Origin of the sequence: Actinoplanes sp. NPDC020271 (assembly GCF_044388125.1) — a bacterium.
Lineage (GTDB): Bacteria > Actinomycetota > Actinomycetes > Mycobacteriales > Micromonosporaceae > Actinoplanes.
Genome location: NZ_JBIRWQ010000028.1, coordinates 111,383 through 133,120 on the forward strand (window position 1 = coordinate 111,383; position 21,738 = coordinate 133,120).

Genomic DNA, 21,738 nt, shown 5'->3' on the forward strand with positions numbered 1-21,738 from the left:
CGGCGCCCGCCGCCTCTTACTCGGGGGGGGTTTGGTTGTGGTTGGGGGGCGCTGGGCGGCCGCGGCCCCCCCCAGGCCCCCCCCCGGCCCCCCCGGGGGGGGGGGGCCCCGCCGCCGGGCCCCCACCCCCGGCCACAACCCAGGAGGCATCGGATGCCCGCCAAACTCGTCCCCCGCCGGTCACTGGTCGACGTCCCGGCCGGTCTCACCTACTTCGTGCACGGCGACAACCACCTGGTCATCAATCCCGAGGTGGGCGCCCGCTGCGTACTGACCCCCGGGGAGTTCCAGATCCTGCGGGCACTGGCCACCGGCGGCCCGCTGACCGGGGACGATGTCACCGAGCGGGCGCTGGCCAAGCTGGTGCTCAACTGGCTCGTCTATTTCAACGGCAACCGGCCGCAGGTGCGGATCGGGGAGCCGCCGCTGGGCATCGCCTACTACGCGATCACCGACGGCTGCAACCTGCGCTGCCCGTACTGCTACGCCTCCTCGGAGAAGTGCCTGCCGGGAGAGCTGAACACGGCCGAGTCCATGGATCTGGTCACCCAGATCGCCGAGATGGGCGCGCGGACCATCGTGTTCACCGGCGGCGAGCCGATGCTGCGCAAGGACCTGTTCGCGGTGGTCGAGCACGCCCGCGCCCAAGGCCTCAAGGTCAACATCATCACGAACGCGACGATGATCCGTACGGCCGCGATCGCCCGGCGATTCGCCGAGCTGTTCGACATGGTCACCATCAGCGTGGACGGCGGCACCGCGCAGACGCACGACCGCACCCGCGGCAAGGGGGCGTTCGCCAAGACCTACCAGGCGCTGAAGCTGCTCAACGCGGCCGGTGTGGCCCCGGCCATCAACCACATCGTGACCTCCGAGAACGTGCCCGGGCTGGAAGACTTCGCCGGTTTCCTGAGCGGGATCGACGTGCACAGCGTGCGGCTGATGAACCACAACGACCTGGGCCGCGGCAAGACCGACTCGTACGCGTTCGGCTGGGACGACCATGTCCGGGTGCAGGAGCTGGTCTGGTCCTCCCCGATCGCCGGCAAGCTCAAGCCGGACGGCCCGCGCCCGGTCAGCCCCTGCTCGGTCAAGGGCAACTGCGGCATGGGCGGCAACGAGATCTACATCAACTCGCTCGGCGACGTCTACCCGTGCAAGCTGGTCACCGACCAGGAGGACCACGCCGGCAACGTACGGCGGCAGCGGCTGGCCGAGATCTTCCAGAGCCCGGTGCTGGCGGCGATGCGGCGCAGCACGGTCTTCGGCGGCGAGTTCCACGACGACTGCACCCAGTGCTACATCAAGTCCAACTGCGGCGGCGGCTGCCGGGCCGCGCACCTGTCCGAGTCCGGCGACCTGCGACGCAACAGCCGCAACCTCTGCCGCATCCTGCGCCACGGCGTGGTCACCCAGCTCTGGCAGGAGACCGGCACGACCCGCGCCGAGCTGGCCGCCGACCACGACGGCATGACCGTGCCGCGTCTGGTCGCCACCGGCGACGAACACCCGGTCTTCGACCAGTGGAAGACCTGGACGCCGACGCCGAAGCCGCCCGCGGCCGCCCGGCCCCGGCTCATCTCCCTCACCCCGGTTCCGAGGAGGACGATCGATGTCCCTGCACATCAGTGATGCGGTGATCTGGCACGAGAACGGCGACGGTATCTCGATCTACCACGTCGACTCCGGCGAGTTCCTCAGCTTCAACGGCAGCGCCGCCCAGATCTGGGTCCTGCTCGACAGTGACGGCGAACGCGCTCCGGTCATCGACAAACTCGCCCTGATGTACGCGGCCGGCAACGCCACCCTGGCCCGGCGCATCCGCGCCGAGGTGGACGAGTTCATCGACGCGATGCTGGCCCAGGGCCTGATCGCCGAGGGCGCGCCTGCATGACGTCGGCGATCGTTCTCGGTGGCGGCTTCGCCGGGGTGCTCGTGGCCAACGTCCTGGCGCGACACTTCGCGACGGTGACGGTGATCGAGAGCGGCGACCTGCCGGACGGCCCGCTGGAGCGGTCCGGAGTGCCGCAGGCCCGCCACAACCACGTGCTCGTGGCCGGCGGCGCGCGAGCGCTGTCGGCCCTGTCCCCCGGGATCGTCGACGAGTTGCTCGAGCTCGGCGCGCAGCGGCGTGATCTGCCCGGCGACGCGCTGATCCTGGGCGCGCAGGGCTGGTTCCACCGGCACCACACCGGGGCGTATCTGATCGCCTGCAGCCGCTGGTTGCTCGACGCCGTGCTCCGCCGCCGCCTGCTCACCGGGCCACGCATCACCGTGCGTACCCGTACCCGGGCGGCCGGGCTCACCGGCTCCGCCGGCCGCATCACCGGTGTTCGCCTCGACGGCGAGGGGGCGCTTGCGGCCGATCTGGTGGTGGACGCCACCGGGCGGCGGTCACGGTCGCCGTCGTGGCTGGCCGCGCTCGGCCTGCCGCCGATCCCGGAGGAGGTGGTGGATCCAGGGGTGGCGTACGTGACCCGGATCTACCAGGCGCCCGACGGCCTCGGCGCCACGATCCCGGCGGTGATGCTGCACCCACGCGGCGGCGGCCACGGGGCGACCGTGTTCCCGATCGAGGGTGGCCGGTGGATCGTCACGCTGACCGGGACCCGCGGCAATCCGCCCTCCGCGGGCGCCTTCACCGCATGCGCCGAAGGACTGCCCGACCCCATGGTGTCGCGGCTGATCACCGCGGCCCGCCCGCTCGGGCCGGCACGGCCGTTCCGGGCGACCGCGAACAGGCGGCGGCGCTTTCCGGCGCTGCCGGGATTCCTGGCCGTCGGCGACGCGCTGACCACGATGAACCCGGTCTACTCGCACGGCATGTCGGTCGCGGCGCTGCAGGCCGTACGCCTCGATCGTCTTCTGGCCGACGGCGCACCCGGACTGCAGGCCGCGGCCGCGGCCGAGGCGGACCTGCCGTGGCGGATGGCGACCACCCGCGACCGGGCCGCGCCGGCGGCCGGGAACCGGCTGCCACGCCTGACGCCGGCCCTCGTCGGCCGGATGTTTCGCGCACAGACGCTGATCGAACCGGAGGTGCCCGTGCCCGTCGCTCTCGTACCGCTGCCGGCCCTGGACACGACCGCGGCCGTGGCGCAGTTCCCGGCGCTGGCCGGCTGGTGGGCCGCGGCATGAGGCCGATCCCGCGGGACGTGCTGTTCGGCAATCCGGCCCGGCTCTCGCCGGCGGTCTCGCCGGACGGGACCCGGCTGTTCTTCCTCGCACCGCTCGACGGCGTGCTCAACGTCTGGTCGGCGCCGATCGACCACCCCGGCCGGGCCACCCCGGTCACCCGCGACGCCGGGCGGGGCATTCGCACCTACGGTCTCGGACACGACGACCGCACGCTCTTCTACGTGATCGACGACGGCGGCGACGAGGGCTGGCGGCTGTACCTGGTGGACCTGGGCACCGGCCGGACGCGCTGCGCGACGCCGTTTCCCGGCATCCAGGCGCGCGTGCTGGCCCACAACCGGCGGCATCCGGCGACGATGCTGGTCGGCCTCAACCGACGGACCCGGCACCTGCACGACGTCTACGCGCTCGACCTGGCCGACGGCACGCTCACCCTGATCGCCGAGAACCCGGGCTACCTCTCCTGGATCATCGACCACGACCTTCGCGTACGAGGTGGTGTCCGCCCCCGGCCCGACGGCGGCACCGTGATCGCCCTCGACGGCGACGACACGTGGCTGACCGTCCCCGACGAAGACGCCATGGGCACCCGGATCGCCGGCTTCGCCCCGTCCGGGGATGTCTGCTACCTGCTCTCCTCCATCGGCGCCGACGCCGTCCGGCTCTACGAGGTGTCCCTGCCCGACAACACCCACACACTGCTCGCCGCCGACCCCCACCATGACGTACGGATGGTCGAGTTCGATCCGGTGAGCCAGCGGCCACAGGCCGTGGTCTTCGCGGCCGACCGCGACGAGCGGCTGATCCTGGACGAGACCTACGGCAGGGAACTGGCCCGGATCCGCACCGCGCTCGCCGCCGACGCCGAGATCTATGTGGAACGCACCTCCCGCGACGACCGGGAATGGCTCGTCACCGCGGTGGCCGGCGACGCCCCGGTCCGCTACCACCGGTACTCGCCGGGCACCGGGGAGCTGCGCTTGCTCTTCAGTCATCAGCCGGCCCTGGACGCCTACCCGATGGCCCGCATGGAACCGTTCGTCTTCACCGCCCGCGACGGTGTGCCGGTGCACGGCTACGTCACGTGGCCGGTCGGCGTGCCACGATCCGGGCTTCCCGCGGTCGTCAACGTGCACGGCGGCCCGTGGGCCCGCAACTCCTTCGGGTTCGACGAGGAGGCGCAATTACTGGCCAGTCACGGGTACGCGTGCGTGCAGGTAAACTTCCGCGGCTCCACCGGGTACGGCAAGAGATTCCGCAACCTGGGCGCCCGCGAGTGGGGCGCGGCCATGCACACCGACCTGCTCGACGCGATCGGCCATCTGACCGTGACCGGTGGTATCGACCCGGACCGGGTGGCCATCATGGGCTGCTCCTACGGCGGATACGCGGCCCTGGTCGGTGCCGCCTTCACCCCATCGGTGTTCCGGTGCGCGATCGACCTGTGCGGCCCGTCGAATCTGCTGACGATGATGACCGGGGGCGCACCCTACCGGACGTCGTTGCAGGCGTTCATGGTGGCGCAGGTCGGCGACCCGGACCGCGACCGGGATCTGCTGTGGTCGCGATCGCCCCTGTCACGGGCGGCCGACATCACCATCCCGGTCCTGGTCGTTCAGGGCGCCAACGATGTCCGCGTCCCGGTCTCCGAAGCCGAGCAGATCGTGGCCGCGCTGGCGCGCAACGGGGTGCCCCACGAGTATCTGCTGTTCCCGGACGAAGGCCACGGCCTGGTCCGTCCCGAGAACCGCGACACCTACTACGCGGCGGTGGAACGCTTCCTCGCGACCCACCTCGGCACCGCACCGGCGCCGGCCGGCGACCCGGCTCCGAGCCGGCCTCGCCTACCGGAGCCGGCGAGGTCGTCGGCCGGGCCGGCGCCGGGCGCCGGCCCGGAGTCGGGCCGCCGCAGAGCCTGAGGGCGCGGTCACAGCCGGTGCACTTCGTCGATTCTGACCGAGAGCAGGATCCGCTGCTGCGGACCGCCGCACGTTCACGGGAACACACGTTGATCAGCCGGGCACAAGGCCTGGGTAGAAGTGGACGGTGTGGTACGGACCCGGGAGTCGCCACCGGCGCACCCGTCAGCTCCGGGCGATGGCCGGCAACGGTGAGTGGCGAGCCGATTCCGGGGTATGCAAGCGCCGTCGCGTGACCCGCCCACCCTGAGGAGTCCCCATGACCGACACACCCACCGGCGACGTGCTCGACGTGCTGGCCGCCGAGCACCGTGACGTGACCGCCCTGATCGGCGAGATCCACGCGGTCGCCGACCCGATGATCCGGCGGGACCTGACCGACACCGCGATCAGCGAGCTGGTCCGGCACGCCGTCGCCGAGGAGATGTACGTCTACCCGGCGATGCGAAAGTACCTTCCGGACGGCGACAAGGCGGTCGAGCACGACATCGAGGAGCACAAGGAGCTCGAGGAGACGATGAAGCGTCTCGAGGGCGCCGAGGTGTCGAGCGCCGAGTTCGAGGAGGCGCTGCGCACCTTGGAGACGGTGCTCGCCGACCACGTCCAGGACGAGGAGCAGGAGCAGTTCCCCGCGTTGCGGCGGCACATCCCGCACGAGGAGCTGGTGGAGCTGGCCGGCAAGGTGGAGACGGCGAAGAAGCTGGCGCCGACCCGCCCGCACCCGGCCGCCCCGAACAGCGAGCTGTTCCACAAGCTGGCCGGCCCGGGCGTCGGCCTGGTCGACCGTCTGCGCGACAAGCTGACCGGCCGCGCGACGAAGTAGTGCATCCCTCGAGGCACTTCCGAGCGCGGTCCGCCGGCACCTCGCCGTAAGGCCCGGCCGTTACCCGGAGGCGCCACGCGAGAGCGGCCTGCCCGCCGCCGGTCACGTCGCGGGCAGGCGCACCTCGAAACGGCACCCGCCGGCGATGTTGCCGGCCCGGACCCGGCCACCGTGCGCCTCGACCAGGCCGCGCACGATGGCCAGCCCGAGCCCGCCGCCGCCGGCCGTTTCCGGCGTGCGGGCCCGGGTGCCGCGGAACGCCACGTCGAACAGCCGCGGCAGGTCCTCCTCGGGAATCCCGCCGCAGCTGTCGGAAACGGCCAGCCACACCTCACGGGTGTCCTGACCGGCCTCGATCTGGATGACACCGTTCACCGGCGTGTACCGCACCGAGTTGGTGAGCAGGTTGCTGACCACGCGGTTCAGCTCGGCCGCGCCCCCGGACACAATCGGCCAGCGATCCCCCACCGCGACCACCCGGATACCGCGGTCCGCGGCGAGCGGGCCGACCGCCGCCACCGCGTCGGAGACCACATCGGCCAGCGGCAGCACGGTCGGCCTCAGCCGCAACGCACCGGCGTGGATGCGGGACAGTTCGAACAGGTCGTCGACGAGCCCGCTCATCCGGTCGGTCTCCGCCCCGATGCGGCGGTGATATTCGCCGACGGTGACCGGGTCGGTGACGACACCGTCCTGCAGTGCCTCGGTCATCGCGCGCAACCCGGCGAGCGGCGTGCGCAGGTCGTGCGACACCCAGGCGACCAGGTCACGCCGTCCGGCCTCCATCCGGCGCTCGCGGTCACGGGCCTCGGCCGCCCACATCGCCGCGGCGGCCAGCCGTCGCCCGAAGACGATGCCGACCGTGAGACTGACCAACGCGGACGCGGCGACGGTGAGAAGCACCACCTTCATGTCGTGGCTGGACAGGAACATCGCCCGCGCGACCGTGACGACTCCGGCGACGACCGCGGTCACCGTGATCGCCAGCAGGACGGTCACGTGCACCGCGATGGACCGGCCCCGCAAGGCCCGCAGGACCGCGGCGCCGGCCAGCCCGACGACGGTGCCGGCGGCCAGCGAGTAGAGCCCGATCAGCAGGATGTCACGCATCGCCGGCCGGCTCCCAGCGGTAGCCGACGCCCCAGACGGTGACCAGCCGCACCGGTGCCGCCGGGTCGGCCTCGATCTTCTCCCGCAGCCGGCGCACGTGCACGGTGACGGTCGACTGGTCGCCGAACCGCCACCCCCACACCTTGTCCAGCAGCTCGGCCCGGGAGAACGCCGTCGCCGGGTGCCGCATCAGGAACTCCAGCAGATCGAACTCCCGGACCGTCAGCGCGAGCAACTCTCCACCGAGTTCCGCGGTGCGCCGCCCCGTGTCGGCCACCAGGTCGCCGTCGCGCAGCAGCGCCGGCCTCGGCGGGGCGGCCGGCGCGGTGCGGCGCAGCACCGACCGGACGCGCAGGGTCAGCTCCCGCGGGCTGAACGGTTTGGTCACATAGTCGTCGGCGCCCACCTCCAGGCCGAGCACCCGATCGCTCTCCTCGCCCAGCGCGGTGAGCATCACCACCGGGAGCCCGGGCTGGTCACGCTGGAGACGGCGGCACACCTCGAGACCATCGATGCCGCCCAGCATCAGGTCGAGAACGACCAGGTCGGGACGCTCGGCGTCGACGGCCGCCAGCGCGGTGAGGCCGTCGGCAGCGAGCCGCACCCGGCACCCGTCCTGTTCCAGGTAGCGGCGCACGACGTCGCTGACGGTCGGGTCGTCGTCGACGACCAGCACCCGATGGTTCATGACCGCAGGCTACCGGTCGTCCCGCCGGCGGAACCTTTCGAATCCCTTACGACCGGCGACAGCCGCCACGGTGGCCACCACCAAGATCAAGAGCAGGCCTTTCCCGTACGGGCGGGGCAGCACCGTGGGGTTGCCGGCGTCCCGCCCGAAGCCCAGCACGAGCGGTGACGCGACCATCACGACGGCAAGGTCGACGATCGCCGCGAATCGGACGGCCGGCTGCCATCCCGGCGGGACGAGACGCCGCACCAGAGCACCGGCCCCGGCGATGAGCGGGAGAAAGATCCCGTCGTGCAGCACGAGCAGAACGGCGCCGAACGCGACGACGCCGACCAGGTTCACCTCGGTGTCGAGGATCGCGCCGGCAATGCCGTACAACATGATCAGTAACCCGGCGGCGATCAGCGGACGTCTCATGAAGCGCTCCGCACGGTGATCCGGCCGACCCACTTGGTCTGCAGGACTCCGGGACGGTTCGGGGCGATCAGCCGGGCCGGGAACCCGTGGTCCACAGCCAGCGGCTCACCGCCCAGACGCAGCGCGATCAGCGTGCGGTCGTCGGCCGGTGTCTCGACCGTCGATGTCCGGTAACGGCCACCGGCCTGCAAGGACTCGATCTCGGCGGCACAGGTGCCGGGGTCCGCGCCGATCAGCGCGAGGAGATCCTTCAGGCGTACGCCGGTCCAGGTCCCGACCGAGCTCCAGCCCTCGACGCAGGCGATCGGCAGGACCGTCGTGTGCTGCGGGAGCGCCGCCAGCTCGGCGAGACTGAGCCGCACCGTGCGATCCGGACCGGTCACCGTGAGCCGGTACGCCGGATCGAGCGCGGCGTCCCGTACCCCGGCGGAGTCGGCGGTGGCGTTCACCGGCAGTCCCTGCGGTCCGGTGCCGGGCCGGCGCGGCGCGAGCAGCCCGATCGGCGACAGCCACCGGACGGTCTGCCCGAGCGTCGTCACCGTGATCACGCCGGCGGCCACGCCCACGGCCAGCAGAAACTCCCGGCGGGCGGGCTCGGTGTCACCGCTGCGCCGCCGGGTAAGCCGGCCTGCGACGGTGGACACCTTCTGCCGGCGCAGCGCGTCACGGACGACCGGCAGCTGTACACCGATGTGACTGATCAGGGCGCCGACCGCCACCCAGGCGACCCAGTAGTGCCCGGCGGTGAAGAAGAACGGCATCGGGGCGTACCAGCGAGCGACGTTCAGCACCCCGCTGACCACCTGGAACAACGCGGCGCCGACCAGGATCGCGACCGTCAGCCGCTCGGCGGCGTGGACCAGGCTGCGCACCGGCGGCCAGGCGAACAGGCGCGGATGGACCGACCAGAGTTTCGCACCGAGCAGCGGAACGGTGGCCAGGCCGGTCGCCACGTGCAGGCCTTGCGTGAAGCGGTAGAGGCCGGCCGGGCGGGTCGGCAGCGGGAGCCAGCCGGGTGGGTGCTGCAGGACGTGGCTGTACACGCCGGTGAGGAAACAGACCCCGAAGGCGATGCCCAGCGCGATACCGAGCTGGCTGGTCAGGCGGGCGGACCGCAGCGGGGAGCCGAACGCGTCCGCGCGCAGCGGGCCCCGGCGCAGCCGCTCCGGTGGCGCCGGAAGCGGCTCGGTCAGCCAGGTCCACGCCCGGGCGAGCGGACCACGGGGACGGCCGGGTCGCTCACGGTGGCGCTCCGGTGAGCCGCCCGCGTCGCTCGCCGGCTCGTGGCCGGCGGCGGGTGAGGCCGGTGCCGCGCCCGGATACTTGCGGGCACGGTTCAGGCGGCCGCCAGGGTGGCGAACCATCGGTCCTCCTCGGTCCAGGTGGTCAGGATGGTCAGGCCGACGGTGCGGGCCAGCGGTGCGAGGTCGTCCGCGGCGACCTGCGCCCAGCGCAGCGGCGCGGCCGCGGACCCGTCGGCGGTGTGCAGGGTGGCCACGCCGGCCCAGGTGCCGGCACCGGGCGGTTCCAGCTCGGTGTGCAGCTTCCCGTGCGGCGCGAGCAGGTCGCGGCAGCGGCGCAACAGGGCGGCCGGGTCGCCGCCGATGCCCAGGTTGCCGTCGGCCAGCAGAAGGTGCTCCCACCGGCCGTGACCGGGCAGCGGGCCGAACACGTCGCGGCGCAGCGCCAGAGCGCCACGGGCCCGGGCCAGGCGGACCGCGGCCGCGCTCACGTCGATGCCCAGCGCCGACCGGCCGCGGCCCAGCAACGCGCTGGTCAGCCGACCGGGCCCGCAGCCGACGTCGAGGGTCGCGCCGGTGCACCGGTCGAGCAGGCCGGAGTCGCCGGGCCGGTGCTCCCGGCACCAGTCCACCGCGTCGAACCGGTGCTCGTTGCCGTCGGCGTCCCGCAGGGTCAGCGGGCTCGGAACCCCGGTGGCGGCGCGGTGCAGAGCCTGGTCGAAGGCGTCGAGAGCGGCCCGCTCGTCCGGCGGGCAGACGACCGCGGGTGCGCTCATGCGCGGCTCCCCGCGGTGACGGCATGACCGGCCAGCGAGGACAGGCTCGCCACGATCGCCGGGAACCGCTGACCGGGTCGGCACCTGGCCGCGACCGCGACCGCGTCGGCCGCGGTGTCCACGTCCCGGAGTGCGGGCAGCATCACCGGCCGGACGCCACGCCGGTGGAGTTCGGCAACGGTCCGCTCCCCCGTCGCGGCCGTCGACATGGGTACGTTCCGCAGCACCGCCGCGCCGGCCGGGTCGCTCAGCCCCAGCGCCCACCAGCCGCCGTCGTCGGCCGGCCCGAGCACCGCCCCGTCCCGGAGCAGCGCCGCCGCGGCCGTGTCCAGCAGTTCGGGGGTCACCTGCGGGGTGTCCATGCCGATCAGCAGACTCGGCACTCCGGGCAGCGCGGTGTCGGCGAAAGCCTTCGCCAGCCGCTCCCCCAGTCCGTCGCCGCGCTGCGGGACGCGCACCCAGCCGCTCGGCGCCGGGTGGTCGCCGTCGAGGACCAGGACCCGCCGTACGGCGGAAAGATCCTTCGCGGCATCGAGCGTGTCGGCCAGGGCGGCCGCCGCGACCGCCGCCGCCTCCGCGGGCGTGCACGGTGGGCAGAGCCGCGTCTTCACCCGGCCCGGGACCGGCGCCTTGGCCATCACCAGCAGCTGGATCATCGGGGCAGCACCGCCCGCATGTCGGCGACCGCGCGCAGCGTGCCGCGGACCGTGCCGGTGACCTTCGAACGGGTCCCGGCCGCCCGCGGGTGGTAGGCGACGTCGAGCTCGACGATCCGCCAGCCGTCGCGGGCCGCGGCGAGCAGCAGCTCCAGGGGGTAGCCGAAGCGCCGGTCGCGCAGGCCGAGCCGCAGCAGCGCGTCCCGGCGGGCCGCCCGGATCGGTGCGATGTCGTGCACGGCGACCCCGGTGTCGCGGCGGATCCGGCGGGCCAGGACCGCGTTGCCGAGGCGCGCGTGCAGCGGCCAGGCGCCCGCCGTGGCCGGCCGGCGCCGTCCGCAGACGAGGTCGGCGTCGCCGGCCAGCACCGGGCCGGCGAGCCGCGGCAACTGGGCCGGGTCGAACGAGCCGTCGGCGTCCATCACGCACACGACGCCGTCGGCCGGGTCGGCGGCGAGCAGCCCCGCGTGTACGGCGGCGCCGTAGCCGCGCTGCGCCACCTCGACCACCCGGGCGCCGAAGGCCCGGGCCACCTCGGGCGAACCGTCCGTCGAACCGTTGTCGGCGACGATCGCCCGGTAACCGTCCGGCATGGCCGCCAGCAACGCCGGCAACGCCGCGGCCTCGTTCAGGCAGGGCAACACCACATCTGTCATGGACGGCAAGTTAGCCCTGGTCAGGGGAGGTAAATCTTACGAAGTACGGACGCCGCGAAAGGTTCTTACGAACCGCTGACGGATCGGCGCGGGCCGCTGTGCCGCGGCTGGTGCGGGCCTACCGTCGCCGTCGTGACCCACATACTCGTGACCGGCGGTGCCGGATTCATCGGCTCGCACGTCACCGCAGCGCTGCTGGCCGCCGACCATGACGTGTCCGTGCTGGACAGTGCACATCCGGCCGCGCACACCGAGCCGTTGCGGGTGCCGGACGGGGTGCGCCTGCACCGGGCCGACGTGCGCGACGCGGACGCGGTCCGCACGGCGCTGCGCGGCGTGGACGCGGTGCTGCACCAGGCGGCGCTCGTCGGGCTCGGCGCCGGGCCCGACGACCTTCCGGAGTACGTCGGGTGCAACGACCTGGGCACGGCGGTGCTTCTCGCCGCGATGGCCGAGACCGGCGTGAAGCGGCTGGTCCTGGCCAGTTCGATGGTGGTGTACGGCGAGGGCGCGTACCGCTGTGACCGGCACGGATCGGTCCGTCCGGCACCACGTGCGCCCGAGGATCTGCAGGCCGGCCGTTTCGAGCCGCCGTGCCCGGTGTGCGGACAGCCACTGGCTGACGAACTCGTCATGGAGGACGCGCCGCTCGACCCGCGCAGCGTGTACGCGGCGACGAAGGTGGCCCAGGAGCATCTGGCCGCGATCTGGGCGCGGGAGTGCGGGGCGAGCGTGGCGGCGTTGCGATACCACAACGTGTACGGGCCGGGGATGCCGCGCGACACGCCGTACAGCGGGGTGGCGGCGATCTTCCGGTCGGCGCTGGCCGGTGGCCGGGCGCCACACGTGTTCGAGGACGGCCGGCAGCGGCGTGACTTCGTGCACGTCCAGGACGTCGCCGCGGCGAATGTCGCCGCCCTCGGCGCGGCGCCCGGGTTCCGCGCCTACAACATCTCGTCCGGGCAGCCGATCACGATCGGCGAGGTGGCCCGGGAGCTCGCGGACAACGCGGGTGGCCCGCCGCCGGTGGTGACCGGGCAGTTCCGGCTCGGCGACGTACGGCATGTGGTGGCCTCCCCGGAGCGGGCCGCGGCCGAGCTGGGGTTCCGGGCCGCGGTGACACCGGAGGCCGGGTTGAAGGAGTTCGCATGCGCGCCTCTGCGCGGCTGACGCCCCGGCCGGGCGACGGTGACGGTGAGAGACGAGACGAGGGAGCCGGGATGCGCACGCCGCTGACACAGGGACGGCCGGGCAGCGGGAACGACACTCGCGGGCGTGCCCGCGCCTGGTTGCCGGGCGGCCCGGATGCCGGCATCTCGTCGAAGCCGGACCGGTGGGCCGCCGTGGCAGCATTCGCGCTGGTCGCCGCGGCGGTGCTGGTCGGGGCAGCGCTGGGCTGGGCCGGCCATCCCGTGCATGCGCCGGCTGCTCCCCTGTTCGCGCACGTGATGCCGCACGTCGGTCCCGGCACGCCGTTCGCGGTGATCATCGCGATCATCGTGATCACCCGGGGGCCCGCGCTGGCCGCGCGCCTGCCGTGGCGGCGGCTGCTGCTGGCCGGCTGGCTGGCGTCGGTGGCCTGGACGTTCGCGCTCGCCCTGGTCGACGGCTGGCAGCGGGGTGTGGCGGGGCGCCTGACCACACCGTTCGAGTACCTCAGCGAGGTGCCACGCGTGACCGACGCCCGCGCGATGCTGCGCGGCTTCACCGACCACATCCTGCTGTTCTCGCCGGACAACTGGGCCGAGCACGTCTCCGCCCACCCACCGGGCGTGCTGCTGGTCTTCGTCGGGCTCGACCGGCTCGGGCTGCACGGCGGCGGCTGGGCCGGGGCGTTCTGCATCCTGGTGGGCGCCCTGGCGACGGCAGCGGTCGCGGTGACGTTGCGAGCGCTGGGCGACGAGGAGGCGGCCCGGACGGCGGTGCCGTTCCTGGTCCTGTTCCCGGGCGCCGTCTGGGTGGGGGTGTCCGCCGACGGCATGTTCATGGGTGTCGCGGCGTCCGCGCTGGCCTTGCTCGCGGTCGGCCTGACCCGTCCGTCCCGGTGGTGCGCGGCTCTCGGCGGAGCGCTTCTGGCCGGGTGCGTGTACCTGTCGTACGGCCTGATCCTGCTGGTGCTGCCGGCCGGCGCGGTGATCGTGGCGGCGCGGACGCGACGGTGGCCGATGCTGGCGTGGGCGGTGCTCGGAGCCGGTGTGGTGGTGGGTTCCTTCACCTGGCTCGGGTTCGAGTGGTGGGAAGGATATCGGCTGGTCAAGATCCGTTATTACCAGGGCCTGGCGACCGCGCGGGCGTACAGCTACTGGGTGTGGGGGAACCTTGCGGCGCTCGCCGTCAGCGCGGGGCCGGCCGCCGGCCCGATCCTGCGCCGGGCCGTCGTCCGGCTCGCCGCCGTCACCCGGAACCGGACCGGCGACCCGGCCCCGGCCCGCGCCCGGTTCCGGGCCCTCGTTCCGGCCCGGATCGACGTCCGGCTCGGCGCGGCTCGCATGGCGCCCGCGCTGCTGTGTCTGGGCGGGATCGCCGCAGCCGTGGCCGCCGACCTGTCCGGCCTGAGCAAGGCTGAGGTGGAACGGATCTGGCTGCCGTTCGCCATCTGGTTGCCGGCCGCAGCGGCGCTGCTGCCCGAGTCCGACCGGAGGGGATGGCTGTGGTTGCAGGCCGGAACCGCCCTGTTGGTGAACCATCTCGTCCTGACCAACTGGTGACGGTGCCGGTTCCCCCGCGTCCACCGCTGGACCGATGACCGCCCGGCCGCGCGGCCGGGCGGTCATCGGAGCCGCTTCGCCAAGAAGTCGATGATCTCGGCACGCGCGGTGCGAGCCTGCGGAACCAGGTGCGGCATGCTGAGGAACGCGTGCGGAGCGCCGGGATGCTCGGTGACGGTCACCGCGTTGCCCGCTGCGCCGAGCCGCTCGGCGTAGGCCCGGCCCTGATCGGCGACCGGGTCCGCGGTCGGCACCACCACGAGCGCCGGTGCCAGATCGGCCAGCCCGTCGACGTACAGTGGCGAAATTTTCTTTTGATCGCCGACCGCCATCCGTCGGAAGAAGATCAACTGTGGCACGGTGAGCATCGGGCTGTCGGCATGTTCCTTCATGGACGGGTAGTCGAAGGCGTTCTCCGTCAGATCCACGCAGGGGTTGACCAGCACCTGGGCTCGCAACCTCAGCCCTGCGTCCCGCGCGCGGATCGCGGCCGTCGCGGCGACCAGCCCGCCGGCGCTCTCCCCGAAGACCGCGACCCGCTCCGGGTCGATTCCCCATTCCCCGGTACGCCGGAGCACCTCCCACCCGTCGTCGACCGCCGCCGACAGCGGCACCTGCGGGCTGACCAGGCGATGCTCGACCGACACCACGACGGCCGGCAACCTCGCGGCGACGTGGCTGCTGATCCAGTCGCACTGGACGGCGGTGCCGACGAATCCGCCGCCGTGAACGTGCACGACGAGCGGAAGCTCACCGGTCGTCGCCGCCGGCCGGTACACCCGCACGGGCACCGATCGGTCCGGCAGCGTGACCTGTTCCCAGCCGATCGTGACGCCGCGAGCCGGGAACCCGCTGATGAGGCGGGTGCTCGGCGCGGACCGGCGGCGGTTCTCGACCTGCTGGAAGGCGCTCAGCTCGTCGTCGGTCATCGTCGCCCAGTCCGGTTCCTTCCGCAGGGCTCGCAGCAGGCGCACACTCATGGACCCTCCCCGATCGATTTACGCTACTCAAGGTATCGATACTAGAAGTAGCATAACTGGGTAGGGTGTGACCATGCCCCGATCGCCAGGCCGCCCTCGCTCCGGAATCGACGACGAGGTCTTCGCCGCGACGTTGACGGTCGTGGACTCGCTCGGCTACACGCGGGCCACGGTGGACCGGATCGCCGCCGAGGCGGGCATCGCCAAGACGACGATCTACCGGCGCTGGCCCACGAAGGGTGCCCTGATCACGGCATGCCTCGTCGACGCGTTCGGCCCGGCCCCGCTGACCGGCGCCGACCGTTCCGAGATTCTGGCGTCCGCGATCCGGTGGATCGCCGCGAAGATCGGTGAGCCGGGAATTGGCGCCGCCTTCGCCGGTGTCTTCACCGACGCGGTCAACGATCCCGAACTGCGCCGGATCCTGTCGTCACAGCTGCAGGACCCCTACCGGCTGGCCCTCCAGGAGGTTCTGAACGAACCGGAGCAACGGGTGCTCTTCTTCATCGACGTGGTGGTCGGCACTCTTCTGCACCGACTGGGGATGACCGGCCGGCCGATGGTCGACGCCGACGTGGACGCCCTGGTCATCATGGTCACCACGGTCCTCACGCAACAGACGTGAGCCCGGCCCGGCCGCACGCCGGCACCGGTCATTTCCGCCAGGTGTGCTGAGGCCGGTAGCCGAGGAGACGACGCGCCTTCTCGATGGAGAGCAGGGTCTCGTGGTCGCCCAGCTCGCGGGTGACCGGAATGTCCGGGAAGTACTCCGCGGCCAGGTCGGCGGTGCGACGGCTCATCACGGTGTCCGCGTTGGCGATCACGAAGATCTCGACGCCCGGCCGGTCGTAGCCGAGGGCGAGCCGGACCGCCTGGGCCCCGTCCCGGCCGTCGATGTAGCCCCACAGGTTCCAGATCCGCTGACGCGGGTCGGCGTCGAAGGACGGGAAAGCCTCGTAGTCGGCCGGCTCCATCACGTTGGAGAATCTCAGCCCGACCATGGTCAGCGACGGATTCCACCGGCAGAACTGGGCCGCCATCTGCTCGTCGAGGTGCTTGGCCAGGGAGTACGACGTCTCCGGCCGGGCCGCGTACTCCTCGTCGACCGGCAGGTACGGCGGCGGCGTGTCGAACGGCAGCCCGAGCAGGGTCTCGCTCGACGCCCACACCACACGCTCGACGCCGGCGGCCCGCGCCGCCGAGAACACGTTGTAGCTGGCGGTGATGTTGTTGGCGAACGTCGCCGCGTTCGGCACGACACCCGGCCCAGGGATCGCCGCGAGGTGCACCACGGCGTCGATGCCGGTGTACCGGCTGTCGATCGCGGTCAGCGCCTCCACCACCTGGCCGTAGTCGGTGAGGTCGACCCGGACGTACGGGCACACCGGCTCCCGCGGCGCGACCAGGTCGAGGTTCACCACCTCGTAGCCGTGGTCGGAAAGTTCCTTCACGACGAAGCGGCCCAGCTTGCCGCTGCCACCGGTCACCGCGATACGCGCCATGTCACGTCCCCAGGTTCATGATCGAAACCTCAGGCTACGCCAGGAAGCCGCCGGCGGCAGCGGACCGAATCGGCCCCGCCCCGCCCGACTAGGGCGATCACGGGGCTGAGGAAGATCGGTACCGCGATCAGCGGTAGAACATGAACTGCTTCGGATCTTGGAAGGTCACTGCGCCCCGTGCCAGATCCTGCAGCGTCAGCCGGGTGACCCTGGTGATGCCCTCGCCCCCGGCGGGACCAGTGCCGGCGCTGTCGCCCGGGCCGAGTTGCCGAATGGTGGGTCGATCGAGGGGGGCAGCGGCTACGACGTCATCCGGACGACGACTTTGCCTGCCTTGGCGCGTCCCTGCTCGACGTGGGCCAGAGCTTCGCGGGTCGACGCGAAGTCGAAGACCCGGTCCACGACCGGGCGGATCGTTGCTGTATCGATTAGGGCAGTGAGCTCGCGGAGCTGGTCGCCGCTGGCCTTCATGAACAGGTACGAGTACGTGACGCGGTGGCGGCGGGCGCGTTTCCGGACCCGGAAGCTCAACGCGGCGATCGCCAGCCGGATGACCGGGTTGGCGCCGGCCTGCTTGGCGAAGGCAGGGTCGGGCGGTCCGGCGATGCTGATCACGATGCCGCCCGGCTTGAGCACCTGCATCGACTTGTCGAGGGTCTCGCCGCCGACGGTGTCGAGCACGACGTCGAAGTCACGCAGGACAGTCTCGAACGCCTGCTTCGTGTAGTCGACGACAACGTCGGCACCCAAGCCCTTCACCAGCTCGGCCTTTGCACTGCTTGCGGTCGCGGCGACGTGGGCACCGAGGTGTTTGGCCAGCTGAATGGCGATGGTGCCGACACCGCCGGCCCCGGCGTGGATGAGGACCTTCTGGCCCGGCCGCAGGTTCGCCCGTTCGACCAGAGCCTGCCAGGCGGTCAGACCGACCAGGGGGATGGAAGCCGCTTCGTCCATCGTGAGGGTAGCCGGTTTGGCCGCGACGTCATCCTGGTGCATTGCGATGACCTCGGCGAACGCGCCGATCCGGTGCTGATCGGGACGGGCGTAGACCTCGTCGCCGACGGCGAACCGGGTGACGCGGGAGCCGACGGCGACCACGGTGCCGGCGAGGTCGTTGCCGAGCACGAACGGTGCCCGGTACGGCAGGATCGCCTTGAGGTCCCCGGATCGGATCTTGAGGTCGAGCGGGTTGACGCTCGCCGCGTGGATCCGGACCAGCACGTCGTCGTCGCCGACGGTCGGGTCCGGCATCTCGCGGGCCTGCACGGTGTCGGCGTCGCCGTAGCGTTCGACCACAAATGCCTTCATCGTCGTCTCCTTCTCGGTCTCTGCCCGTCTCGTCGGCGCGCAGTTCACCGATCGATCGGCGGTGCTCGGCGGCCGGTCGGCGTATCGGCGTACGCCGGGAAGACCTGAGTACAAAAAGTAAACCTAGTGGGTAGGATGAGCCTATGACCACGGCCACCGACCTGCGTCTCGACCGGGACACTGCGAACTGCTCGATCGCCCGCGCCCTGGAAGTGGTCGGCGAGAAGTGGACCCTGCTGGTCCTGCGGGAGATCTGGTACGGCGTGTCCCGCTTCAGCGACCTGCACAAGATGCTGGGATGCCCACGCAACCTGCTCGCCGAGCGCCTACGCAAGCTCGTCGAACACGGCATTCTCGCCACCGAGACCTATCAGGAGGACGGCTCCCGCAGCCGGTCCCGCTACGTCGTCACCGCCAAAGGCAACGACCTGGTTCCCGCCGTGCTGGGACTGCTGCAATGGGGCGACAAATACCGCGCCGACCCGGCCGGACCGGCCGTCATCAACCGCCACCGCGACTGCGGCGCCCCACTCTCCGTCCAAGTCCGCTGCGACCGCGATCACCCCGTTCCGGCAACCGAGGTCGAAATCAGCCCAGGTCCGGGTTTCCGCACCAAAGCAGACCCCGAACATGCAGCCTGATCGCCGCCACCTTCAAGATCAGGACTTCACTCGTGATTACTTCTGCCGAATCGATCACCCGGCGACGGCGAGCACGAGGCGCCCTGCCGGCGCACGTTGAACCGCGAGGACAGGAACTGGCCAGACTACTTCCGTCGATTCCGGAAGGCACTCACTTCGGCATGACAAAACACCTGCGGCGCTTTGATCAGCTGTCGCTGTTGCGCCATACCTCGTAGCCGCGGTCGTGGATGGGCGGGAACCGCTGCGACATGTCGCCAATCCACGTGTCGATGGCTTCGGGTGAGCGCCTGATGGCGTCGATGAGACCTTGCACCGCCTCCCGCTTGGCGGGGCTGACGTGCCGATCGAGGTCTGCCTCCGTCACCTCCCGGTAAGTCATGGCGAGTTGCCACCAGAACTTCATCAGCACGCGGCATTCCTCCTGCTCGCGGTCATCTGCCAGGCGCTGCATGACAATGGCTTGCGCGGAGCTCCGCTGGTGTTCGTCGCGGAAGCCATGACGCAAATCGAGGAGAGACACGGGCGGACCTTACTGGGCCACAATGGTGAACGCGAGCCGTTCAGGTCCGCACTCACATCGGCATGGTCGTGCGTTCTCGAGCCTCCGTTCCGGAGGCCATGAAAGTCGGCGCCGCCGGGTTCGAAGATCCGTAGGCCGAGCAGCCGGAGCATGGCGACCAGGGCGAAGTCGTTGATGTTGGTCGACAGCCGGCGGCGGTGAGCATCGCCTCGACAGCCGGACGGAGACATCTTCTTGTATTGCCCTATTGACACAAACGACTGAGCGCTGCTCTTCTTGTACCGTTCAGCCGATACAAGGAGGGGTCATGGACACCGCCGCACGATGTCGGGCACTGGGGTTGGCGTTAGGCGCGGGAACAGGCTTCGCGCTGACCCGCACGTACCTGTTCGACTTCGCCCCGGTTGTTCTGGCCCTGTGCCTGAGCATCGGTGTCCTCGCCGGAGAGGCGGTCTCCCGCCGGCCTCTGGGTGAGCGCCGAGCCGCTACCCTGCGCACCCGCCGGATGAGGGACTATCTGCCGGTCAGGCCGTTTGCGGTCAGCCTGGCGTCGACCTCGGCACTCGTGGTGTTGTCATGGTGGTTCCCCACCCCGGTCCACCCCGACCATCAAGTGATCTACTTCGGGACAGCGGCACCCGTCACCCTGATGGCCACCTGGGCAACCCTCGCCACTGGCGCCGTTCTGGTGCTGGTCAGCGTATGGCTGGTGGTACGCAGCCCGCAGACCGTTTCGCAGGCCGGCGGTGTAGCCGCGGACGAGGCGTGGCGTCGCATCACCGTGAATCACCTCGCTGATGCCTACGCCACCCTGTCGGCGACGATCTTCACCGCTGCCACGTTCTGGTACGCCGACGCGCAGATGGACTGGCGCGGCGGCGGATCCCCGGCGTGGGGTTTCGCGCTGAGCCTGCTCGCCGGGGTGGGGCTGGCCGCGGTCGCGCACTACGCCGGATCTCTCATGCGGCCCCGACACGGCATTATTGATGATCAGCCCGTCGCGGTTGAAGCCCCGTGAGCGCCGAGCCGGCCGTCCGCCTCGAAACACACTCGGCAGTGCCCCCGTACGAGCAGATTCGCCATCAGATCGCCGACCTGATCCGACATGGCACGCTCCCCGCGGGCAGCAAACTGCCGCCGGTACGACAGTTGGCCGCCGACCTGGGCGTCGCCAACGGAACTGTCGCCCGCGCCTACCAAGAACTCGAGGCAACCGGACTGGTCACAACCCGGCGAGCCGCCGGTACCCGGGTCGCCGCAACAACAACGCTCTCACCACAAGCCCGCGCCGAAGCCCTCGCCAACCGCGCACAAGACTACGTTCTGGCCGCCCGCCAACTCGGCGCCAACGACACCGAACTACGCGAAGCAATCAACGACGCCTTGACCGACACCGCCAGCACCGCCATCCCTCTCATGTCCGGACTCCAGCCCGACCGGTAAACCGGCCGCCGCGGGTGCTCGGTGGTCTGACAGTACGCCGGTGCGGGGCCAGGCATAAACGATGCTTGCTCCTGCGGTTCGGCGAATCGCCCGACGAACAGCGGGCTGGCGAAACCACGCTGCCGAAGCGGGCATCCTCCACTCGCCGGAATGACCCGTACGCCGGATTTGTCGGCCGGGACCCCACCGAGCGGCCCGACTGATGCTTCGGGATCCGCGCTACCGGCGCGCCAAGCAACGGGTGGCCGAGCTGAGCCGCAAGATGATCGAGGACCGGAACCGCGCGGCCGCGGACACCCCGCCCGCGATCCTCATCGACGACCTGCTGCGGGCCAACCGGGAGAACCCGGCGGCCATGCCCGACCAGGACCTTATGATCAGCGTTACCGGGCCGTACGTGGCGGGGCTCGACACGGTGGCGAACACCATCGCATCGTTCGTCTACGCCGTGCTCAAGCACCCCGAGGTGCTCACCCGGGTGCGGGCCGAGGCCGACGCGCTGTTCGCCACGGGCAGCATCACCGAGAAGGACCTGCGTGGCATCCCCGCCATCCGGGGTGCGCTCATGGAGACGATGCGGCTCTACCCGATCGCGGTGGTGCACATGCGCACGGCGACCCGGGATTGCACCTTCGAGGGCCACCGCATCGCCGCCGGCGAGACGGTCTACGTCGGCACCAGCGTGCCGCACTTCCTGGAGGAGTTCTACCCCGACCCGATGCGGTTCGACATCGACCGGTACGAGAAGCCGCGCGCCGAGCACCTGCGCGCCGGCGCATATTCGCCGTACGGCCGCGGTCAGCATGTCTGCCTGGGCAAGACCCTGGCCGACGTCCAGATGCTGGTGACCATGGCACGGATGTTCCACCGCCTGGACATGCGGTTGCCGTCACCCGACTACCTGCTCGCGCGCAAGACCACCCCTACCCCGGGCCCGGCGATGTCGTTCCACGTCCGAGTGGACGGCCACCGCCACCCGTGACCGGGCATGGGGTTTTCGTTGCTGCCGGTGATGTTCGACAACTCAGCCGCTGGACGCGGCTGCAGCGGATCGACGAGTCCGAGCGGTCCGCGACCCAGCGTACCGAGCAGGCGCAGGAGCCGGCCCGCGCCGCCTAGCTGTGATATCCGGGGACGTTGGTCGAGGAAGTGTGACCACTCGATCTGAGGATTGTTGATCCATCTCGCGAACAGGTGAAGGCCTCCAGC

23 protein-coding genes are annotated in these 21,738 nt (G+C 71.4%); 12 read left to right on the forward strand and 11 right to left on the reverse strand.

Translation table 11 applies throughout. The features are described from left to right. Positions 1-153: 153 nt before the first annotated feature. From stsB to ACH442_RS39485, 5 genes are all read left to right on the forward strand, one after another. Entirely contained in the window at positions 154-1,632 is a 1,479-nt protein-coding gene (gene stsB, locus ACH442_RS39465) for a StsB family radical SAM/SPASM domain sactipeptide maturase (RefSeq protein ID WP_396343241.1), read from the forward strand. Further along, positions 1,613-1,894: a PqqD family protein gene (locus tag ACH442_RS39470; RefSeq protein ID WP_396343242.1), complete on the forward strand. Its 282-nt coding sequence runs from the start codon at positions 1,613-1,615 to the stop codon at positions 1,892-1,894. The genes stsB and ACH442_RS39470 overlap by 20 nt, the downstream gene beginning before the upstream one ends. Further along, positions 1,891-3,138: an NAD(P)/FAD-dependent oxidoreductase gene (locus ACH442_RS39475; protein ID WP_396343243.1), complete on the forward strand. Its 1,248-nt coding sequence runs from the start codon at positions 1,891-1,893 to the stop codon at positions 3,136-3,138. The genes ACH442_RS39470 and ACH442_RS39475 overlap by 4 nt, the downstream gene beginning before the upstream one ends. Next, positions 3,135-5,057 carry a S9 family peptidase gene (locus tag ACH442_RS39480; RefSeq protein ID WP_396343244.1) on the forward strand — a complete coding sequence of 641 codons (1,923 nt, stop codon included), beginning with the start codon at positions 3,135-3,137 and terminating at the stop codon, positions 5,055-5,057. Before ACH442_RS39475 ends, ACH442_RS39480 begins: the two co-directional genes overlap by 4 nt. A 259-nt stretch (positions 5,058-5,316) precedes the next feature. After that, positions 5,317-5,880: a hemerythrin domain-containing protein gene (locus ACH442_RS39485; RefSeq protein ID WP_396343245.1), complete on the forward strand. Its 564-nt coding sequence runs from the start codon at positions 5,317-5,319 to the stop codon at positions 5,878-5,880. Positions 5,881-5,982: 102 nt separating this feature from the next. Here the strand turns inward: ACH442_RS39485 and ACH442_RS39490 are convergent, their stop codons facing one another. The 7 genes from ACH442_RS39490 to ACH442_RS39520 are packed head-to-tail and all read right to left on the reverse strand — an operon-like array spanning position 5,983 to position 11,433. After that, a complete protein-coding gene (locus ACH442_RS39490; RefSeq protein WP_396343246.1) occupies positions 5,983-6,990 on the reverse strand; it encodes a sensor histidine kinase in 1,008 nt (335 codons plus the stop codon). Further along, positions 6,983-7,678 carry a response regulator transcription factor gene (locus ACH442_RS39495; RefSeq protein ID WP_396343247.1) on the reverse strand — a complete coding sequence of 232 codons (696 nt, stop codon included), beginning with the start codon at positions 7,676-7,678 and terminating at the stop codon, positions 6,983-6,985. Before ACH442_RS39495 ends, ACH442_RS39490 begins: the two co-directional genes overlap by 8 nt. Before the next feature lie 9 nt (positions 7,679-7,687). Further along, positions 7,688-8,095, reverse strand: a complete 408-nt coding sequence (locus ACH442_RS39500; protein ID WP_396343248.1) for a hypothetical protein — start codon at positions 8,093-8,095, stop codon at positions 7,688-7,690. After that, positions 8,092-9,459, reverse strand: a complete 1,368-nt coding sequence (locus tag ACH442_RS39505) for a molybdopterin-dependent oxidoreductase (protein ID WP_396343249.1) — start codon at positions 9,457-9,459, stop codon at positions 8,092-8,094. The genes ACH442_RS39500 and ACH442_RS39505 overlap by 4 nt, the downstream gene beginning before the upstream one ends. Beyond that, positions 9,432-10,112, reverse strand: a complete 681-nt coding sequence (locus tag ACH442_RS39510; protein WP_396343250.1) for a methyltransferase domain-containing protein — start codon at positions 10,110-10,112, stop codon at positions 9,432-9,434. The genes ACH442_RS39505 and ACH442_RS39510 overlap by 28 nt, the downstream gene beginning before the upstream one ends. Beyond that, the gene (locus ACH442_RS39515; RefSeq protein ID WP_396343251.1) at positions 10,109-10,768 is read right to left on the reverse strand and encodes a TIGR04282 family arsenosugar biosynthesis glycosyltransferase; all 660 of its coding nucleotides are present in this window, start codon (positions 10,766-10,768) and stop codon (positions 10,109-10,111) included. Before ACH442_RS39515 ends, ACH442_RS39510 begins: the two co-directional genes overlap by 4 nt. Further along, positions 10,765-11,433 carry a glycosyltransferase family 2 protein gene (locus ACH442_RS39520; protein ID WP_396343252.1) on the reverse strand — a complete coding sequence of 223 codons (669 nt, stop codon included), beginning with the start codon at positions 11,431-11,433 and terminating at the stop codon, positions 10,765-10,767. The genes ACH442_RS39515 and ACH442_RS39520 overlap by 4 nt, the downstream gene beginning before the upstream one ends. Before the next feature lie 123 nt (positions 11,434-11,556). Here ACH442_RS39520 and ACH442_RS39525 point away from each other — a divergent pair, with 123 nt between their 5' ends. Further along, a complete protein-coding gene (locus tag ACH442_RS39525) occupies positions 11,557-12,594 on the forward strand; it encodes an NAD-dependent epimerase/dehydratase family protein (protein ID WP_396343253.1) in 1,038 nt (345 codons plus the stop codon). Positions 12,595-12,644: 50 nt separating this feature from the next. After that, positions 12,645-14,132, forward strand: coding sequence for a hypothetical protein (locus ACH442_RS39530; protein ID WP_396343254.1), 1,488 nt, complete (start codon positions 12,645-12,647; stop codon positions 14,130-14,132). A 62-nt stretch (positions 14,133-14,194) separates the two neighbouring features. On the opposite strand, the gene ACH442_RS39535 is transcribed toward ACH442_RS39530, so the two are convergent. Continuing rightward, positions 14,195-15,112 (reverse strand): alpha/beta hydrolase, encoded by a 918-nt coding sequence (locus tag ACH442_RS39535; RefSeq protein ID WP_396343256.1) that lies wholly within the window; start codon positions 15,110-15,112, stop codon positions 14,195-14,197. 73 nt (positions 15,113-15,185) lie between these two features. Between ACH442_RS39535 and ACH442_RS39540 the strand changes: the two genes are divergently transcribed. After that, a complete protein-coding gene (locus ACH442_RS39540) occupies positions 15,186-15,737 on the forward strand; it encodes a TetR/AcrR family transcriptional regulator (RefSeq protein ID WP_396343257.1) in 552 nt (183 codons plus the stop codon). A gap of 28 nt (positions 15,738-15,765) precedes the next feature. Here the strand turns inward: ACH442_RS39540 and ACH442_RS39545 are convergent, their stop codons facing one another. Both ACH442_RS39545 and ACH442_RS39550 read right to left on the reverse strand, forming a co-directional pair. Further along, on the reverse strand, positions 15,766-16,614 hold the full coding sequence (locus tag ACH442_RS39545; protein ID WP_396343258.1) for an NAD-dependent epimerase/dehydratase family protein: 849 nt from the start codon (positions 16,612-16,614) through the stop codon (positions 15,766-15,768). A 300-nt stretch (positions 16,615-16,914) separates the two neighbouring features. Next, complete coding sequence (locus tag ACH442_RS39550; RefSeq protein ID WP_396343259.1) at positions 16,915-17,922, reverse strand: NADP-dependent oxidoreductase; 1,008 nt, start codon at positions 17,920-17,922, stop codon at positions 16,915-16,917. Positions 17,923-18,065: 143 nt separating this feature from the next. On the opposite strand from ACH442_RS39550, the gene ACH442_RS39555 reads away from it, so the two are divergent. Then, entirely contained in the window at positions 18,066-18,563 is a 498-nt protein-coding gene (locus ACH442_RS39555) for a winged helix-turn-helix transcriptional regulator (protein ID WP_396343260.1), read from the forward strand. Positions 18,564-18,750: 187 nt separating this feature from the next. Here the strand turns inward: ACH442_RS39555 and ACH442_RS39560 are convergent, their stop codons facing one another. Next, on the reverse strand, positions 18,751-19,086 hold the full coding sequence (locus ACH442_RS39560) for a hypothetical protein (protein ID WP_396343261.1): 336 nt from the start codon (positions 19,084-19,086) through the stop codon (positions 18,751-18,753). Between the two features lie 307 nt (positions 19,087-19,393). Here ACH442_RS39560 and ACH442_RS39565 point away from each other — a divergent pair, with 307 nt between their 5' ends. The 3 genes from ACH442_RS39565 to ACH442_RS39575 all read left to right on the forward strand — a co-directional run bounded on the left by ACH442_RS39565 (position 19,394) and on the right by ACH442_RS39575 (position 21,511). Continuing rightward, positions 19,394-20,104, forward strand: a complete 711-nt coding sequence (locus ACH442_RS39565; RefSeq protein ID WP_396343262.1) for a hypothetical protein — start codon at positions 19,394-19,396, stop codon at positions 20,102-20,104. Beyond that, positions 20,101-20,529: a GntR family transcriptional regulator gene (locus ACH442_RS39570; RefSeq protein ID WP_396343263.1), complete on the forward strand. Its 429-nt coding sequence runs from the start codon at positions 20,101-20,103 to the stop codon at positions 20,527-20,529. The genes ACH442_RS39565 and ACH442_RS39570 overlap by 4 nt, the downstream gene beginning before the upstream one ends. A gap of 202 nt (positions 20,530-20,731) precedes the next feature. Further along, on the forward strand, positions 20,732-21,511 hold the full coding sequence (locus ACH442_RS39575; RefSeq protein ID WP_396343265.1) for a cytochrome P450: 780 nt from the start codon (positions 20,732-20,734) through the stop codon (positions 21,509-21,511). The last annotated feature ends 227 nt before the right edge of the window (positions 21,512-21,738 follow it).

Coding starts and splice junctions, on each gene's coding strand:
- ACH442_RS39575 (WP_396343265.1), top strand. CDS start 20,732: ATGCTTCGGGATCCGCGCTACCGGCGCGCCAAGCAACGGGTGGCCGAG.
- ACH442_RS39530 (WP_396343254.1), top strand. CDS start 12,645: ATGCGCACGCCGCTGACACAGGGACGGCCGGGCAGCGGGAACGACACT.
- ACH442_RS39535 (WP_396343256.1), bottom strand. CDS start 15,112: ATGAGTGTGCGCCTGCTGCGAGCCCTGCGGAAGGAACCGGACTGGGCG.
- ACH442_RS39540 (WP_396343257.1), top strand. CDS start 15,186: ATGCCCCGATCGCCAGGCCGCCCTCGCTCCGGAATCGACGACGAGGTC.
- ACH442_RS39545 (WP_396343258.1), bottom strand. CDS start 16,614: ATGGCGCGTATCGCGGTGACCGGTGGCAGCGGCAAGCTGGGCCGCTTC.
- ACH442_RS39565 (WP_396343262.1), top strand. CDS start 19,394: ATGGACACCGCCGCACGATGTCGGGCACTGGGGTTGGCGTTAGGCGCG.
- ACH442_RS39500 (WP_396343248.1), bottom strand. CDS start 8,095: ATGAGACGTCCGCTGATCGCCGCCGGGTTACTGATCATGTTGTACGGC.
- ACH442_RS39480 (WP_396343244.1), top strand. CDS start 3,135: ATGAGGCCGATCCCGCGGGACGTGCTGTTCGGCAATCCGGCCCGGCTC.
- ACH442_RS39510 (WP_396343250.1), bottom strand. CDS start 10,112: ATGAGCGCACCCGCGGTCGTCTGCCCGCCGGACGAGCGGGCCGCTCTC.
- ACH442_RS39505 (WP_396343249.1), bottom strand. CDS start 9,459: ATGGTTCGCCACCCTGGCGGCCGCCTGAACCGTGCCCGCAAGTATCCG.
- ACH442_RS39555 (WP_396343260.1), top strand. CDS start 18,066: ATGACCACGGCCACCGACCTGCGTCTCGACCGGGACACTGCGAACTGC.
- ACH442_RS39470 (WP_396343242.1), top strand. CDS start 1,613: ATGTCCCTGCACATCAGTGATGCGGTGATCTGGCACGAGAACGGCGAC.
- ACH442_RS39485 (WP_396343245.1), top strand. CDS start 5,317: ATGACCGACACACCCACCGGCGACGTGCTCGACGTGCTGGCCGCCGAG.
- ACH442_RS39475 (WP_396343243.1), top strand. CDS start 1,891: ATGACGTCGGCGATCGTTCTCGGTGGCGGCTTCGCCGGGGTGCTCGTG.
- ACH442_RS39490 (WP_396343246.1), bottom strand. CDS start 6,990: ATGCGTGACATCCTGCTGATCGGGCTCTACTCGCTGGCCGCCGGCACC.
- ACH442_RS39515 (WP_396343251.1), bottom strand. CDS start 10,768: ATGATCCAGCTGCTGGTGATGGCCAAGGCGCCGGTCCCGGGCCGGGTG.
- stsB (WP_396343241.1), top strand. CDS start 154: ATGCCCGCCAAACTCGTCCCCCGCCGGTCACTGGTCGACGTCCCGGCC.
- ACH442_RS39495 (WP_396343247.1), bottom strand. CDS start 7,678: ATGAACCATCGGGTGCTGGTCGTCGACGACGACCCGACCGTCAGCGAC.
- ACH442_RS39550 (WP_396343259.1), bottom strand. CDS start 17,922: ATGAAGGCATTTGTGGTCGAACGCTACGGCGACGCCGACACCGTGCAG.